Genomic DNA, 13,882 nt, shown 5'->3' with positions numbered 1-13,882 from the left:
GGTGCGATCGACCCGCCACGTCTTCAGCGAGCTTCGCTACTCAGGCGTTGGTGCGGGCCCGGGTGCGAGCGTTGCGCCGCTTGAGGGCACGCCGCTCGTCCTCGCTCATACCGCCCCAGACGCCGGCGTCCTGCCCGCTCTCCAGTGCCCAAGCCAGGCACTCGGAGGCGACCGGACAACGGCGGCAAACGGCCTTCGCCTCGGCGATCTGCAGCACGGCAGGACCGCTGTTCCCGACGGGGAAGAACAGCTCCGGGTCCTCGTCACGGCAAACCGCATCGTGGCGCCAGTCCATCGTTCCTTGCTCCTCGCTAGGCGCGCCCACGCGCGCCGCTCGTTCGTTCGGGGTGTTTGTGAATGCTTTCACGGAGTCCGTGTGCTTGTGAATGCTTTCACGAACTGCCGCGATGTCAAGAGTTCGATCTCGCGTGGTGAGGGAACTCACCTGAAAGATCGACAGGACTTGACCAGGGGTTTCGGTGTGTCACCGGTCGCAGACGGGGGCCGCGAGTCGGCAACTACGTCCATCCGTTACGAGAAGGTTATACAGCGACGCGGAGAGCTTCCGGGACTGAGAGGAACTCGATCTCCGAACGCTCACCCAGGCAATCGCCGTCGACCTGCAGGCGCAACGGCTCCGTACAGGTTACGCGGAGATGGCCCACGTCCGCACGCTGAATTGAGTTTCTTCCGTGTGGTTTCGCTCTACCGCGCAGCATTTCCGCTACATGTCGTAACACAGGGTAAGCACGCATGTTCCGCAGCGCGAAGACGCCCAGGCCGGTGTCGAAGCTGGTCTCCGGGCTCATCCGCACCGGGCGGGAGCCGAGGTAGGTCCAGGGGTCGGTGTTCGAGACGAACACGCTGTGCAATCCGCCGACCTGCGTTTCGTCACCGATTCGCAAGGTGAGCTTCGGCTCCTCGCGGGCCATCCGGAAGTAGCAGGCGAGCGCGGTGCGGGCGTACAGGGCGGGCGTCACGTTCCGGCCGGTCGAGCGCAGCCGCTCGACCTCGGCGACCACCTCGGCGTCCCAGCCCACGCCCGCGTTGAAGGTGAACCAGCGGTCGTCGGCGCGGCCCAGCCCGACCCAGCGGCCGCTGCGCTCGGCCACCGCGCGCAGCAGGCGGTGCGTGGCCTCGACCGGATCCCGGGGCAGGCCCAGGGCGCGGGCGAACACGTTCGCCGAGCCGCCGGGCACCACGCCCAGCGTCGGCATTGCCCGGTCACCCACCTCGCCCGCGGCGAACATGCCGTTGACCACTTCGTTCACCGTGCCGTCGCCGCCGTGCGCGATCACCAGGTCCACGCCGTCCTCGACGGCCGCGCGGGCGGTGTCGGCGGCGTGGCCCCAGTACTGGGTCTCGACGACGTCCAGCTTCAGCTCGCTGGCCAGCGCGTGGGCGAGCACATCCCGGCCAGCCGCAGTGGTGGACGTCGCCTGCGGGTTGACGACGAGTACGGCGCGCACACCCGCAGCCTAGGCGAGACCACCGGGCGCCCGTGCACCGTCCAGCGGTTCAGCTCTCCCGCACGGCCTCCTTCCGCCGCGATCCGCACCCGGACCGGCCGCGGTGCCCGACGCGGGCGGGGCGGGCCGGCTGAGACACCAGGAGCAGGTGCGCCGCGCCGCTGACCACCGCCGGAGCCCGGTGGGCGCCGGATGCGCAACCCCGGAGCGCATCCGTCCGTCGTCCACCCGGGCCGGTCGGGCGCACGGGCGCGGACACCCCGATATCCGCGATCGCCGTGGCAGCCATGAGCCGATCATCGCGCGTGACCGTGGTCGCAGCCATGCGTCATTCAGGCGGTATTACCATCGATGGGGCATACGCAGAGTGACCGAGTTCCGCTTTCCGGAAGGGCAACCGTGTCGACCGAAGCTGTCCCGCGCACCGTGCGCATCGCCGGCGTACTCACCACGCTGCAGGCCGTGGCGGGGCTGGTCTTCGTCGTCGCGCTGCTGATCCGCGGTACCGCCACGCTCGACGGGGTGGGGGAGTTCGGGCCCACCCAGACCTACGGCGAGGCCGGGTACTTCGCCCTGCTGTCGGCCGGGGTCCTCGCAGCGGGCATCGGGATGCTCAAGGGCAAGCACTGGGCGCGCACCCCGGCGCTGCTGATGCAGCTGATGCTGCTGGGCACCGCGTGGTACGCCTTCGGGCCGTCCGGCCAGCCGGTGATCGGGCTGGTGCTCGCGGTTCCGGCGATCGCGGTCCTGTGGTTCATGTTCAACCGCGAGGGGCGGCGCTGGTCCTACTACGGCAACGCCGCCCCCGACGCCGATCGCGAGAGCTGAGCGGGTTCAGGCGCTGAAGGCGCGCAGCGGCTCGCCGGTGAGGCGGTAGACGGTCCACTCGTCCATCGGGATCGCCCCGGCCGCCTTGTAGAAGTTGATCGCCGGTTCGTTCCAGTCGAGCACCTGCCACTCCAGCCGCGCGTAGCCGCGGTCCACGCACTCCTTGGCCAGCGCCTGCAGCAGGGCCTTGCCCAGGCCGCTGCCGCGCTGCTGCGGACGCACGAACAGGTCCTCCAGGTAGATGCCGTGCACGCCCTCCCAGGTGGAGAAGTTCAGGAACCACAGGGCGAGCCCGACGACCGCACCGTCCACTTCGGCCACGTGCCCGAACAGCGCCGGGTCCGGGCCGAACAGCGCGGTGCGCAGCTGCTGCTCGGTCAGGTGGCACTTCTCGGGCGCCTTCTCGTACAGCGCGAGTTCGTGCACCAGCTCGACCATGGCCGGGACGTCGGCTTCGGTCGCACGGCGGATCATCGGTACCTCCACGGGTTCTGCCTACCGGGCCAGCATATTCGCGCCCGGCAGGCCATCCCCGCGGCGCTGAACTGGCATGCATGAAGCCGGGCACCCGCAGTCCGGGCGGGCGCTGGGGTTCCGCCACCGGCACCGCCGCGCAGAACGAGCCTGGAACAGGAAAGTCAGCCCTGCTGCCAGGGCGGGATGTTGGCCCGGACGATCTGGGGGACGCCGCGCTCCCGGCCTAGGACGGTGATCCCGGCCGGGTCGAGGGCGAAGCGGACTCCGGCGGTCGCGGGGAGGCCGAGCCAGCGGGCGATCAGGCAGCGGCTGAAGTGGCCGTGGCCGACCAGCACCACGTCGGAGGTGGTGTCGGCGATGCGGGCCAGCAGGTCGTCGGCGCGGGCGGTGACCTGCTCCGCGGTCTCGCCGCCCGGGCAGGGGTGCGTCCACACCGTCCAGTCCGGGACCTGCTCGCGGATCTGCGCGGTGGTCAGGCCCTCGTAGTCGCCGTAGTCCCACTCCGCGAGCAGCGGTTCGGTGACGATGTCGTCCAGACCGGCCAGCGCCGCCGTCCGCTGCGCGCGCTGGCGCGGGCTGGCGAGCACGACCACGGGTCCGGCGGGGCGCAGCGCGGTCAGGGTCTGCCCGGCCTGGCGCGCCCGCAGTTCGCCCTCGACCGTGAGCGGGATGTCGGAGCGGCTGGTGTGCTGGCCGGTCTGGGACCAGGTGGTGGTGCCGTGTCGGAGGAGGTAAACGCGGTGCTCGTCCTGTGCCACGGCCCGAGCGTAACCGCGCTACGCCGGGAGCACCCCTTCGCGGATCGCCGCGGTCAGCTCCGGCCCGGCCTTCTCCGGCGATCCGGCGTCGAACGGCGGCTGCGGGTCGTACTCCAGGGCCAGCTGGATCAGCTTCGCGCTGTCCTCGCCCCACAGCTGGGCGGCCAGCTGCAGCGCCATGTCGATCCCGGCCGACACCCCGGCGCCGGTGATCACGTCGCCGTCGACCACCACGCGGTCGGTGCTGACCTGCGCCCCGAGCTCGGCCAGCGCGTCGCGGGCCGCCCAGTGCGTGGTCGCCGGTCGGCCGGTGAGGACGCCCGCCTTGGCCAGCAGGGTCGACCCGGTGCACACCGACGCGGTCCAGGTGGTGGTCGGGTGGACCGCGGCCAGCCAGGAGGTCAGCTCGGTGCGCTCCAGCGCGGTGCGCCACTGGGAGCTGCCGGGGACCACGACGATGTCGGGGCGGGTCAGCTCGGCGAAGGTCGTCGTGGGCCGGACCGGGAGGCCGGAGTCGCAGACCACGGTGTCGCGGTCGGCGGCCACGAAGTGCGGGGTCGCGCCGGGCGGTCCGGCGAGGACCTCGTACGGTCCGATCAGGTCCAGCGCGGTGAACCCGTCGTAGAGCACGAATGCGATGTCCACTGTGGTCTCCTCAGTGCGTCGCCGCCGGTCGCCCGGCGGTGCGGAAGCGGTCGCGGTAGGCGCTGGGCGGGATGCCGAGCTGGCGGACGAAGGCGCGGCGCATGGTCTCGGCGCTGCCGAACCCGCAGCGCCGCGGGATGCCGCGCTGGCCGGTTTCGAGCATCGCGCGGGCCGCTTCGACGCGCGCCCGCTCGACGTAGCGGCCGGGGCTGGTGCCGACCTCCTTGGTGAACAGGCGGGTGAAGTGCCGCGGGCTCATGGCCAGCCGGTCGGCCATCACCGGGACCCGGTAGTCGCCCGCCGGGTTCGCGGCGATCTCGCCGAGCAGCTCGTGCAGCGCGCGGTCGTGCACCGGTTGCGCCGAGTGCCACACGCTGAACTGCGACTGCCCGCCCGGGCGCTGCAGGAACACCACGAGCCACTTGGCGATGGTGCGGGCGACCTCGGCGCCGTGGTCGTCCTCGACCAGGCCGAGCGCGAGGTCCACGCCGGTGCTCACCCCGGCCGCGGTGAGCACGGCGTCGTCGCGGACGTAGATCGCGTCCGGTTCCACCGCGACGTCCGGGTAGGACTCGGCGAGCTCGTCGCACATCGCCCAGTGCGTGGTGGCCCGCCGCCCGTCCAGCAGCCCGGCCTCGGCCAGCAGGAACGCGCCGGTGCAGACCGACGCCGTGCGGCGGGCGAGGCCGGACAGGCGGCGCACCTGCCGGACCAGCTCCGGATCACCGGCCGCCTCGCGGAACCCCCAGCCGCCCGCGACGACGAGGGTGTCGAGCTCGTCGACGTCCCGGAGCGCGACGTCCACGCCCAGCCGCACCCGCGAGGAGGTGACCGCGTCGTGGCCGCTGAGCGAGGCCAGCCGCACGTCGTAGCCACCGCCGAGCAGGTGGTCGGCACCGTCGAAGACCTCCAGCGGCCCGGCGACGTCCAGCAGCTGAACGCCGTCGTAGACCGCGATGACCACCCGGTGCCTGCTCACCCCACCGAGCTTGGCCGCGCCGGTGCGCGTCCTCAAGGACGAGCACCCCACCGATCAGGACAGGTCGGCGCGGCCTTCCGCGTAGGCCTCGGCGAAGGCTTCCGGGGCTGATCCGCGGGCTCGGGCCGTGATGCGGTCGACGTCGGCGCGTTCGGCTGGCGGGAGCGGCGCGCCGACTGCTTCGCGGATCGCGGCTGCTCGTCCGAGCAGGTGGGCGGCCTCTCCTGCTTCTCCGGCGAGGGCTTTGGCACCGGCGAGGCCTTCGAGGGCGAGGGCGATCGCGCGGGGGTCTTCGGTGCTTTCGGCGGTGGTGAGCCCTTCGGCGTGGAAGCGGGTTGCGGTGTCGGCGTCGCCGCGCTGCTCGGCGATGAACCCGAGTTCGGCCAGGGCCAGGGCGACTCCGGGCTGGTCACCGGCTCGGCGGCTCCAGCGGAGTTGGCGCTGCCACAGCTGTTCCGCGTCGTCCAGGCGTCCTCGGCGGCGGGCGGTCAGGGCGAGGCCGAACTCGGCGTAGACCAGGCCCTGCTCGTCGTGGACCGCCGCGGCGAGCTCGGCCGCGCGCCGGTGGCGGGTTTCGGCGGTGGCGAGGTCGCCGGTGAGCAGGGCGATGCGGCCGAGGCCGGACAGCTTGTCCGCGGCGTCGGAGGCCAGGCCCAGGTCTTCGGCGGTGCGCAGGCCGTCGAGGTGCGTGCGCTCGGCCGTCGGGTAGTCGCCGGTGATCTCGGCGATCCGCGCCAGCGGCTCGGCCGCCTGCAGCTGGCCCCACTCGTCGCCGAGCTCGTCGAACAGCGCTTTCGCCGCTGTCGCGCGCTCGCGGGCGCGGGCGAGTTCGCCGCGGACGATCGCGCGCCTGGCCAGGTTGGTGAGGGCGGCGGCCTCGCCCCAGCGGTCACCGGCCTGGCGGCAGACCCGCAGCGCGCGTTCCAGGGGTTCGGGCGGGCCGGTGTAGTCGCCGACGTCGAGGTGGACGTACTCCAGGAAGCACTCGGCCCGCGCGCGGGCGACCGGGCCGGTGATCTCCGGCCGCTCGCGCGCGGTCTTGCGCTCCGCGCCGGAGAGCACCGCCAAGGCGTCCCGGCAGGCCGCGACCTCAGGGTCGGGCCCGGAGCACGCCAGCAGCTGGTGCGCCTCCCGGAACCGGCCGCGCAGGAAGAGGTGCCAGGACGCGGCCGCCGCCAAGTGGCGCGTTGCCCCGGTGTCGCCGTGCCGGACCGAATCGTCCAGCGAGGCGCGGAGATTCGGCAGCTCCAGATCGAGGCGGCGCAACCAGGTCCGCTGCTCGGCGCTGCGCAACCCGGCTTCGGCGCGTTCGGCGAAGTCGGCGTGGTAGCGGCGCGCTCGCTGCCGCGCGGAGTCGGTTTCGCCCGCCTCGGCCAGGCGTTCCCGGCAGTAGGCGGCCACCGACTCCAGCAGCCGGTAGCGCGGGTGCCCTTCGGGGAGGGCGACGGTCAGCAAGCTGCGGTCGACCAGCGCGGTCAGCGCGTCCAGCACCGCGTGCGGCGGCAGGTCCTCGTCGGCGCAGATCGCCTCGGCCGCTTCGAGCGTGCAACCGTCGGCGCAGCTGGCGAGGCGGCGCAGGACGGTCTGCTCGGTGTCGCTCAGCAGCTCCCAGCTCCAGTCGATCACCGCCCGCAGGGTCTGGTGCCTGGTGGGCGCGCGGCGGTTGCGGGCGATCAGCAGGTCGAAGCGGTCGTCCAGGCGCGCCGCGAGTTCGCGCACGCCGAGGCCGCGGACGCGGGACGCCGCGAGCTCCAGCGCCAGCGGCAGCCCGTCGAGGCGGCGGCAGATCGCGGCGATCGCCGCGGCGTCCTCGTCCTGCGGGCTGAAGTCGGGCGCGGCCGAAGCAGCCCTGGCCAGGAACAGCTGCGCGGCACCGGAATCGCGGACCGCCGCCGGGGTTCCGTTCTCGGGCGGGTCCAGCGGTTGGACCGACCACAGGGTTTCGCCGGGCAGGTGCAGCGGTTCCCGGCTGGTCACCAGCAGCCGCACTCCGGGGGCGGCGGCCAGCAGTCGCTCGGCGAGCGATGCGGCCGCGTCCACGACGTGCTCGCAGTTGTCCAGGAACAGCAGCAGGTTCTGGTCCCGCAGGGCCTCGACCAGGCGGGCGGCGCCGTCCTGCGGGGAGTGGGCGGTTTCGTCGCGCAGGCCGAGCGCGGCGGCGACGGCGTCGGCCACGGCTGTCCCGGACGATCCGGCGAGCTCGACCAGCCACGCGCCGTCGGGGAAGGAATCCGCCGCGGCGCGGGCGACTTCCAGCCCGAGGCGGGTCTTGCCGACCCCGCCGGGCCCGGTCAGGGTCACCAGGCGTCCGGTGCTCAGCAGCGCGCGCACCTCGTCCGGGGCGCTGCCGCGACCGATCAGCTCGGACACCGCGGCGGGGAGGTTGTGCCGGGACCGGGCGGCGGTCAGCCCGGGCTCCTGCCGGAGCATCGAACTGTGCAATGTGGACAGCTCGGGGCCGGGGTCGGCGCCGAGCTCGTCGGCGAGCCGGGTGCGCACCCGCTGGTAGGTCTCCAGCGCTTCGGCCTGCCGCCCGGCGCCGTACAGCGCGCGCAGGTGGACGGCTTGCAGGCGTTCGCGGTGCGGGTGCCGGGCGGCCAGCTCGGCCAGGTCCGCGGCGACTTCGACGTGCTCGCCGAGTTCGAGGCGGGCCGCGGCGTGCTCTTCCTGCGCGGTCAGGCGCTGGTCGTGCAGCCGGGTGCGGGCGGGCACTGCGAAGTCGCTGTCGGCGAACTCCGCGAACGCCTCGCCGCGCCAGAGGTCGAGGGCTTCGGCCAGCACGGCCGCTCGGGTCCGGGCGTCGGCCGCTGTCCTGGCCTGCGCCGTCAGCACTCCGAAACGCCCGGCGTCGACCGCCTCGGCGTCTATGTTCAGCCGGTACCCGCCGGAGCGGAACTCCAGCAGCGCGCGGGCACCCGGCTCGTCGGCGTCCAGCGCGCGGCGCAGCTGCGAGACCTTGGCGCGCAGGGTCGGCACCGGTTTGCCCGGTGGAGTCGCGCCCCAGAGGTCCTCGACCAGCCGGTCGGTGGAGGCGAAGCGGCCCGGGGCGACGAGCAGGGCCGCGAGCAGCGCTCGCACCTTCGCCTCCGGGACGGGCACCGGAGCGCCGTGGTCGGTCCACACCGCGAGCGGGCCCAGCACTCCGAAACGCACGTCCTGACAGTACTCGGCGACCTGCGGTGATGGCCGACCGCAAGCGAACCCGCAACGAACCGCAACCGGTGCCGCCGAAGCTGGGGCCAGCTCGGAGAGGAGTGGTGATGGCACAGAACACCGGCCGCGAGATCCGGCTGCGGTCGCTTCCCGGTGAGGAGCTCCGCGCGGCGGACTTCGAACTGGTCGAGACGCCGGTCCGGCAACCCGGCACCGGGCAGGTGCTGGTGCGCAACACCTGGATGTCGGTCGACCCCTACATGCGGGTGCGGATGGACCCGGGCGTCACCTTCCTGCCGCCGTACCAGGTGGGCCAGGTGCTCGACGGTCCGGCGACCGGGCGGGTCGTCGCCTCCGGGGCGGCGGAGGTGCCGGTCGGCGCCGCGGTGCGGCACTGGCTCGGCTGGCGCGAGTTCGCCCGGCTGGACGCATCCGAGGTCGAGGTGCTCGACACCTCGGTCGCCGCCGAGCCGGACTACCTCGGCCCGCTGGGCACGACCGGGCTGACCGCCTACGTCGCCACCACCGAGACCGCCCCGGTCCGCCCCGGCGACGTGGTGTTCGTGTCCGCCTCGGCCGGTGCGGTCGGCAGCGTGGCCGGGCAGCTGGCCCGCGAGTTCGGGGCCGCGAAGGTCATCGGGTCGGCCGGTGGCCCGGTCAAGGCGCGGAAGCTGCGCGAGACGTTCGGGTTCGACGCGGCCATCGACCACCGGTCGGCCCCGGTCGCCGAGCAGCTCGACGTCGCCGCACCGGACGGCATCGACGTCTACATCGACAACGTCGGAGGCGAGCAGCTGGAGGCCGCCATCGACGCGATGCGCGCCGGGGGCCGGATCGCCCTGGTGGGCGCCATCGGCGCGCACGGCGGCCCGGAGAACTACTTCCAGATGGCCGCCAAGGAGATCACGATGCGCGGCCTGCTCGTCGGCCTCCACCTCGACCAGTTCCCGGAGTACCTCGGCAAGGCCGCGAACTGGCTGCGCGACGGGACTCTGCGCACCGAGACCACGGTGGAGCACGGGATCGAACGCGCTCCGCAGGCGCTGCTGGGAGTCCTCAGCGGCGCGAACACCGGGAAGATGCTCGTCCGCCTGGACGACTGAGGAGATCGGAGAAACGCTGTCATGTCGCCGAATTCCCGCGCGCTCGTCGTTGTCGCGCACCCCAGGGGCGACTCGATCACCGCGCGGAGCGCGGATCTGGTGCACCGCGAGCTGAAAGCGGCGCAGTACGAGGTGGACCTGCTCGACCTGTACGCCGAGGACTTCGACCCGCGCCTGACCACCGCCGACGAACCGGATTGGAACGACCGGGACAAGACCTACTCGCCCGAGGTCCACGCCCACATGGCCCGGATCGACGCCGCGGACCTGATCGCGGTGGTCTTCCCGGTGTGGTGGTTCGCGCCACCGGCGATCCTCAAGGGCTGGATCGACCGGGTGTGGAACCACGGGTTCGCCTACGGCCGCGGCGAACCGCGGCTGGCGGGCAAGCGCATGCTGTGGCTGGGGCTGGCCGGTGGGTCCCGCGAGGGCTACGCGGAGGTGGGGCTCGCCGAGATGATGGACGTGCAGCTGCGGATCGGGATCTCGAACTTCTGCGGGATCGAGGACGCCGAGCTCCGGCTGGTCCACGACCTCGAAACCCTGGACGCCGAGCGGGTGCTGGCCGACGTGGAGGTTGCGGCGCAGCAGTTCCTGGACCGCTGAGCGCGGGGTGCCGACCGGATCAGCGGTCGGCACCCACCAGGCCGCGCAGGATCGCTCCGGCGTGCGTCCACAGCAGGGAACCGCCCGCGTCCGGCACCAGGTGGTGTCGCGCGGACGGCAGACGTCCGGCCAGCGTGGTGCCGTGGTCGGGCGAATGGCTGGGGCTGGTGTCGAGCCCGCCGTACCAGAGGTCGACCGGCGTGCGGACGTCGGCGACGGCGAACGGCCAGCGGCTCATGGCCAGCACCGTGTCGCGCGCATACCCGGCGGGGCCTTGCGCGAAACCGTCGGCCATCGCCCGCCGGAAGACCGGCTCGAACCCCGGCGCCCGGTAGACGGCCAGGTCGACCTCCGGGCTGGACCTGGTGATCAGCTGCCACAGCGCGTCGGCGCTGCCGAACTCGGCGAAGGACTGCTCGGCGGCGGCCGGATCGGCGGCCACCAGCTCGACCATGTCGCGCAGGTCGTCCGGGAGCCCGCTGTCGAACGACGCGAACTCGTCGGCGCCCGCGACGACCGCGGCCCGCACCGCCACGCCCTCCGCTGCGCAGGCCAGCGCGAACGGCCCGCCCGCCGAGTACCCGACGACGGCGAGCTCGGCCGAGTCCAGGACGGCGCGGCGCAGTTCGCCGATGTCGGCGGCGAAATCGGTCAGCGTGCGGCCCGGTGCCGGATCGGACGCGCCGAGCCCGGGCCGGTCGACCGAGATCAACCGGATGCCGAGCGCGTCGACGACATCGGTGCCGAACCCGAGCCGACGGCTCGTCGCCGCACCGGGGCAGAGCAGCACGGCTGTCCCGTCCTCCGGCCCCCACTCGGCCCAGGCGAGGTCCCGCCCGTCGGGAAGCCGGTGCTGGCCGAGGCGAATCGGATCGGTCACGTCCACGACGGTCGATTGTGGACGCCCCACCTCCGGCAGGCCACTGCTTTTCCGGGGCGGGTCGAACGGGTGGCAACCAGCCGGATCACCCTTGATCAAGATGTAGTGCGTCGTCTCGGTGCTGCCGGAGCTTGCACCGCAGTGCGCTTGCCGCGCTGATCCTTTCCGCGTATCGCGTGCACCGCTCTGACGAGCGCGATGCTCGACGTGGCCTTGGGGCGCCACACGCTGAACTTGGGTGGTTCCTAATTTAGTTCCAGCGGCAGCTGAATTGGCTTCTTTCCGTAGTGAAACGCCACCTTCTCCTTTAGCTCGTTCATCGTGTTGCAGGTTTTTGCGATGCCAATGACCTGATGGATGTGGGTGATCAGCGACTGGAGTCCGATGTCCTCGGTGAGCCACTGGTGGTAGTTCTGTCCCTTCCGCGGGGCCGGTTTTGTGGTGCGGAGGTGATTGGCCACGTCTGGGTCGAGTGCGTCGTAGATGAGGGCGAGTACGAGCTTCCCCCACCATCTTGGTCTAGAATGGAGTGGCCCGCTCCAGTTCGTAAGTCTTCCGAACTCTTCCCACAGTGCGTCTGGAAAAGTTTTCTCCCAGTCGCGCAGTTCGTCCAGGACGTACGCTCGTAGCTTGACCTGGAGAGCATCCTCGGCTCGTTCATACTGGTAGCCTGTTGCCTCGTCGATGAGGGCGTCCAGGCCAACCTTTGCGCATGCGGCGAGCAAGACTGCTGATTTCATCGCCAACTCCTGTTGGCGTGGAGTTGTCAGCTTCCCGTCCTGATGTGCGTTTACATAAGCTCGGCAAATGTCAAGGAATGCGTCGGCGCGAATTCCCTTGCCGGTGAACTGTGTTCCCGGGATGGAGAACTCGACTGCGCTCGCCAATATTCGTCGGCTGTCGAGGTGGTCTCGGAGGTTTTGGACACCGATATAGCTGTCGAGGTCGCTTCCGTCGACTCCTGTTAGCGCTCGAACTGCCGATCGAAGTGCTAGGACTCGAATCTCCGAGTCCAGGACGTAGCAGTCTAGATCGTTATTTCCAAGCTGGATCTGGCCGACATGCTTCGCGAACGGGCTGCGTGGCGTGGGGTTCTTTGACTTTGTCAAGTCGGTGGCCTCTCCTGGGGCGGGTGCGCTTCGTACGGTGGTACGACCGTAGCGGGAGGGGCTGACAGGGGGGAGTGGCATCCCCGACTCCTCGCAGCATTCTCCCCGTTTGGCCTAGCGCGGGTAGCGGAAGGGCACTGCATGATCCCCGTGCTCCATTTTAAATAGTCTTGGTAATGCTGCGGTGCCAGCGAGGGAGCGGGCAGGATCGATGTTCGTGGTAGCAGATCAACCTCGGACTGTGCCCTGGCCGTCCTAAGGGGGCAGATCGCGGAAGCGGTCCGGAGAACGGAAAAGGCGCCGACCAGCGAAGGTTCTCGCTGGTCGGCGCCCCGGTGGAGCTGGTGCTTCAGCCCTGCTTGGTCTCCCAGAAGATCTTGTCGATCTCGGCGATGTAGTCCAGCAGCTGCTGACCGGTCTTCGGGTCCATCGAGCCCTTGGTGCCGGTGGCGCCCGCGGCCTTGGTGGCCTTGTTGATCAGCTCGTGCAGCTGCGGGTACTTCTCGAAGTGCGGCGGCTTGAAGTAGTCGGTCCACAGCACCCACAGGTGGTGCTTGACCAGCTCGGAGCGCTGCTCGGCGATCAGAATCGCCCGAGTGCGGAACTCCGGGTCCTCGTTGGCCTGGTACTTCTCCTGGATCGCCTTGACGGACTCAGCCTCGATACGCGCCTGGGCCGGGTCGTACACGCCGCACGGAAGATCGCAGTGCGCGGTCGCCTCCAGGCGGGGGCTGAGGATTCGCGACAGCAGTCGCATGATTCCTCCCTGACAGTGAGTGCTCCGACAGGGCCGACCCTACTCTGGAAGATCCTCGGCGTCCTACTGGAGGTGTCTGTGAAATCGCTCGGGCGGTGGCCCTGGCGCCGCTTGCTGGTGCGGGGACCGTCCATGGTTCCCACACTGCGGGACCGCGATGTCGTGCTGCTGCGCCTGCGCGCCCGCGCGCGCCCGCGCGACGTCGTCCTGGTCCGCTGGGCGCAGCGGCCGGAGCAGCTGTCGGTCAAGCGCGCGGTGCGCCGCGAGGCGGGCGGTTGGCACGTGGAGGGCGACAACAGCTTCGGCTCGACCGATTCGCGGGAGCTCGGCCCGGCCGAGGTCCTCGGGGTCGTGCGCTGGCGGCTGTGGCCGAACCCGGGGCGCCTGCGCTGACCCGGGTCAGCGCAGGGTTTCGTAGTGGGCCAGGCAGGTTTCGTAATCCGGAAGGAGCCCCTTCTCCGCCGCTTCCGCGAAGGTGGGGGCGGCCCGGTCCTTCTCCGACAGCACCGGCTCGCCGGTCAGGTGGTCGGACCACGGGAGCCCGAGCTCCGGGTCCAGCGGGCTGATGCCGTGCTCGGCGCCCGGGTTGTAGGGCGTTGAGCAGAGGTAGCTCATCACCGTGTCGTCGGTGAGGGCCACGAAGGCGTGCCCGAGGCCTTCAGGCACGTAGAGGCCGCGGTACTCGTCGGAGTCGAGCCGGACGGCGTCCCACCTGCCGAAGGTGGGCGAGCCGACCCGGATGTCGACCACCACGTCGAGCAGCGCTCCCCGCGGGCAGTACACGTACTTGGCCTGGCCGGGCGGTACGTCGGAGAAGTGCACGCCGCGGATGACGTTGCGGGCGGAGACGCTGTGGTTGGTCTGCGCGACCCGCATCGGGTGCCCGACGGCTTCGACGAGCGCCGCCTCCTGGAACGGCGCGACGAAGAGGCCGCGGTGGTCCGGGAACGACTTCGGAATGAACTCGATCGCGCCGGTGTTCTCAAGTCGACGTACCTGCACGGTCGAAAGCCTATGGGGCAGGTTGGCACACGGTCCGGAGGGGCAGCGGTTGACCGGACGCGCGCACCGCGGGCGTCGCCGAGAAAATCCGGCGATCGTTCGGTCAGCGCAAATTC

Annotated in this window: 15 protein-coding genes; 4 read left to right on the top strand and 11 right to left on the bottom strand. The window is 71.4% G+C overall.

Annotation, left to right across the window (positions count from 1 at the left end):
- Positions 1-40: 40 nt before the first annotated feature.
- Both F1721_RS18040 and F1721_RS18035 read right to left on the bottom strand, forming a co-directional pair.
- Positions 41-295, bottom strand: coding sequence for a WhiB family transcriptional regulator (locus F1721_RS18040; protein ID WP_093157940.1), 255 nt, complete (start codon positions 293-295; stop codon positions 41-43).
- A 247-nt stretch (positions 296-542) separates the two neighbouring features.
- Positions 543-1,469: a diacylglycerol/lipid kinase family protein gene (locus F1721_RS18035; protein ID WP_150067852.1), complete on the bottom strand. Its 927-nt coding sequence runs from the start codon at positions 1,467-1,469 to the stop codon at positions 543-545.
- A 399-nt stretch (positions 1,470-1,868) separates the two neighbouring features.
- On the opposite strand from F1721_RS18035, the gene F1721_RS18030 reads away from it, so the two are divergent.
- Positions 1,869-2,297, top strand: coding sequence for a hypothetical protein (locus F1721_RS18030; RefSeq protein ID WP_150067851.1), 429 nt, complete (start codon positions 1,869-1,871; stop codon positions 2,295-2,297).
- Between the two features lie 6 nt (positions 2,298-2,303).
- Here the strand turns inward: F1721_RS18030 and F1721_RS18025 are convergent, their stop codons facing one another.
- The 5 genes from F1721_RS18025 to F1721_RS18005 form a co-directional block, all read right to left on the bottom strand.
- Positions 2,304-2,771, bottom strand: coding sequence for a GNAT family N-acetyltransferase (locus F1721_RS18025; RefSeq protein WP_150067850.1), 468 nt, complete (start codon positions 2,769-2,771; stop codon positions 2,304-2,306).
- Positions 2,772-2,935: 164 nt separating this feature from the next.
- On the bottom strand, positions 2,936-3,532 hold the full coding sequence (locus F1721_RS18020) for an acid phosphatase (RefSeq protein WP_150067849.1): 597 nt from the start codon (positions 3,530-3,532) through the stop codon (positions 2,936-2,938).
- A gap of 18 nt (positions 3,533-3,550) precedes the next feature.
- A complete protein-coding gene (locus F1721_RS18015; protein WP_150067848.1) occupies positions 3,551-4,177 on the bottom strand; it encodes a DJ-1/PfpI family protein in 627 nt (208 codons plus the stop codon).
- Positions 4,178-4,187: 10 nt separating this feature from the next.
- The gene (locus F1721_RS18010) at positions 4,188-5,156 is read right to left on the bottom strand and encodes a GlxA family transcriptional regulator (RefSeq protein WP_150067910.1); all 969 of its coding nucleotides are present in this window, start codon (positions 5,154-5,156) and stop codon (positions 4,188-4,190) included.
- Positions 5,157-5,210: 54 nt separating this feature from the next.
- Positions 5,211-8,309: an ATP-binding protein gene (locus tag F1721_RS18005; RefSeq protein WP_150067847.1), complete on the bottom strand. Its 3,099-nt coding sequence runs from the start codon at positions 8,307-8,309 to the stop codon at positions 5,211-5,213.
- 107 nt (positions 8,310-8,416) lie between these two features.
- Here F1721_RS18005 and F1721_RS18000 point away from each other — a divergent pair, with 107 nt between their 5' ends.
- Together F1721_RS18000 and F1721_RS17995 are read left to right on the top strand one after the other, a co-directional pair.
- Entirely contained in the window at positions 8,417-9,412 is a 996-nt protein-coding gene (locus F1721_RS18000; RefSeq protein ID WP_150067846.1) for an NADP-dependent oxidoreductase, read from the top strand.
- A 21-nt stretch (positions 9,413-9,433) separates the two neighbouring features.
- A complete protein-coding gene (locus tag F1721_RS17995) occupies positions 9,434-10,018 on the top strand; it encodes an NAD(P)H oxidoreductase (protein ID WP_150067845.1) in 585 nt (194 codons plus the stop codon).
- A 19-nt stretch (positions 10,019-10,037) separates the two neighbouring features.
- Here F1721_RS17995 and F1721_RS17990 read toward each other — a convergent pair whose 3' ends face one another.
- From F1721_RS17990 to sodN, 3 genes are all read right to left on the bottom strand, one after another.
- Positions 10,038-10,898, bottom strand: a complete 861-nt coding sequence (locus F1721_RS17990) for an alpha/beta fold hydrolase (RefSeq protein ID WP_150067844.1) — start codon at positions 10,896-10,898, stop codon at positions 10,038-10,040.
- 245 nt (positions 10,899-11,143) lie between these two features.
- Complete coding sequence (locus F1721_RS17985; protein WP_211840507.1) at positions 11,144-12,007, bottom strand: P63C domain-containing protein; 864 nt, start codon at positions 12,005-12,007, stop codon at positions 11,144-11,146.
- Between the two features lie 349 nt (positions 12,008-12,356).
- Entirely contained in the window at positions 12,357-12,764 is a 408-nt protein-coding gene (sodN, locus tag F1721_RS17980) for a superoxide dismutase, Ni (RefSeq protein WP_150067842.1), read from the bottom strand.
- A 78-nt stretch (positions 12,765-12,842) separates the two neighbouring features.
- On the opposite strand from sodN, the gene F1721_RS17975 reads away from it, so the two are divergent.
- The gene (locus F1721_RS17975; RefSeq protein ID WP_150067909.1) at positions 12,843-13,157 is read left to right on the top strand and encodes a S26 family signal peptidase; all 315 of its coding nucleotides are present in this window, start codon (positions 12,843-12,845) and stop codon (positions 13,155-13,157) included.
- Positions 13,158-13,163: 6 nt separating this feature from the next.
- Here the strand turns inward: F1721_RS17975 and F1721_RS17970 are convergent, their stop codons facing one another.
- Positions 13,164-13,766 (bottom strand): dTDP-4-dehydrorhamnose 3,5-epimerase family protein, encoded by a 603-nt coding sequence (locus F1721_RS17970; RefSeq protein ID WP_150067841.1) that lies wholly within the window; start codon positions 13,764-13,766, stop codon positions 13,164-13,166.
- Between the last annotated feature and the right edge of the window lie 116 nt (positions 13,767-13,882).

The sequence above is a fragment of the Saccharopolyspora hirsuta genome (genome assembly GCF_008630535.1).
Taxonomy (GTDB): domain Bacteria; phylum Actinomycetota; class Actinomycetes; order Mycobacteriales; family Pseudonocardiaceae; genus Saccharopolyspora; species Saccharopolyspora hirsuta.
This window is presented reverse-complemented; position numbering and strand designations above follow the sequence as displayed.

Bases quoted from the DNA above. Each gene is read 5' to 3' on its own strand.
- F1721_RS18025 (WP_150067850.1), bottom strand. From the start codon at position 2,771: ATGATCCGCCGTGCGACCGAAGCCGACGTCCCGGCCATGGTCGAGCTG.
- F1721_RS18040 (WP_093157940.1), bottom strand. From the start codon at position 295: ATGGACTGGCGCCACGATGCGGTTTGCCGTGACGAGGACCCGGAGCTG.
- sodN (WP_150067842.1), bottom strand. From the start codon at position 12,764: ATGCGACTGCTGTCGCGAATCCTCAGCCCCCGCCTGGAGGCGACCGCG.
- F1721_RS17995 (WP_150067845.1), top strand. From the start codon at position 9,434: ATGTCGCCGAATTCCCGCGCGCTCGTCGTTGTCGCGCACCCCAGGGGC.
- F1721_RS18000 (WP_150067846.1), top strand. From the start codon at position 8,417: ATGGCACAGAACACCGGCCGCGAGATCCGGCTGCGGTCGCTTCCCGGT.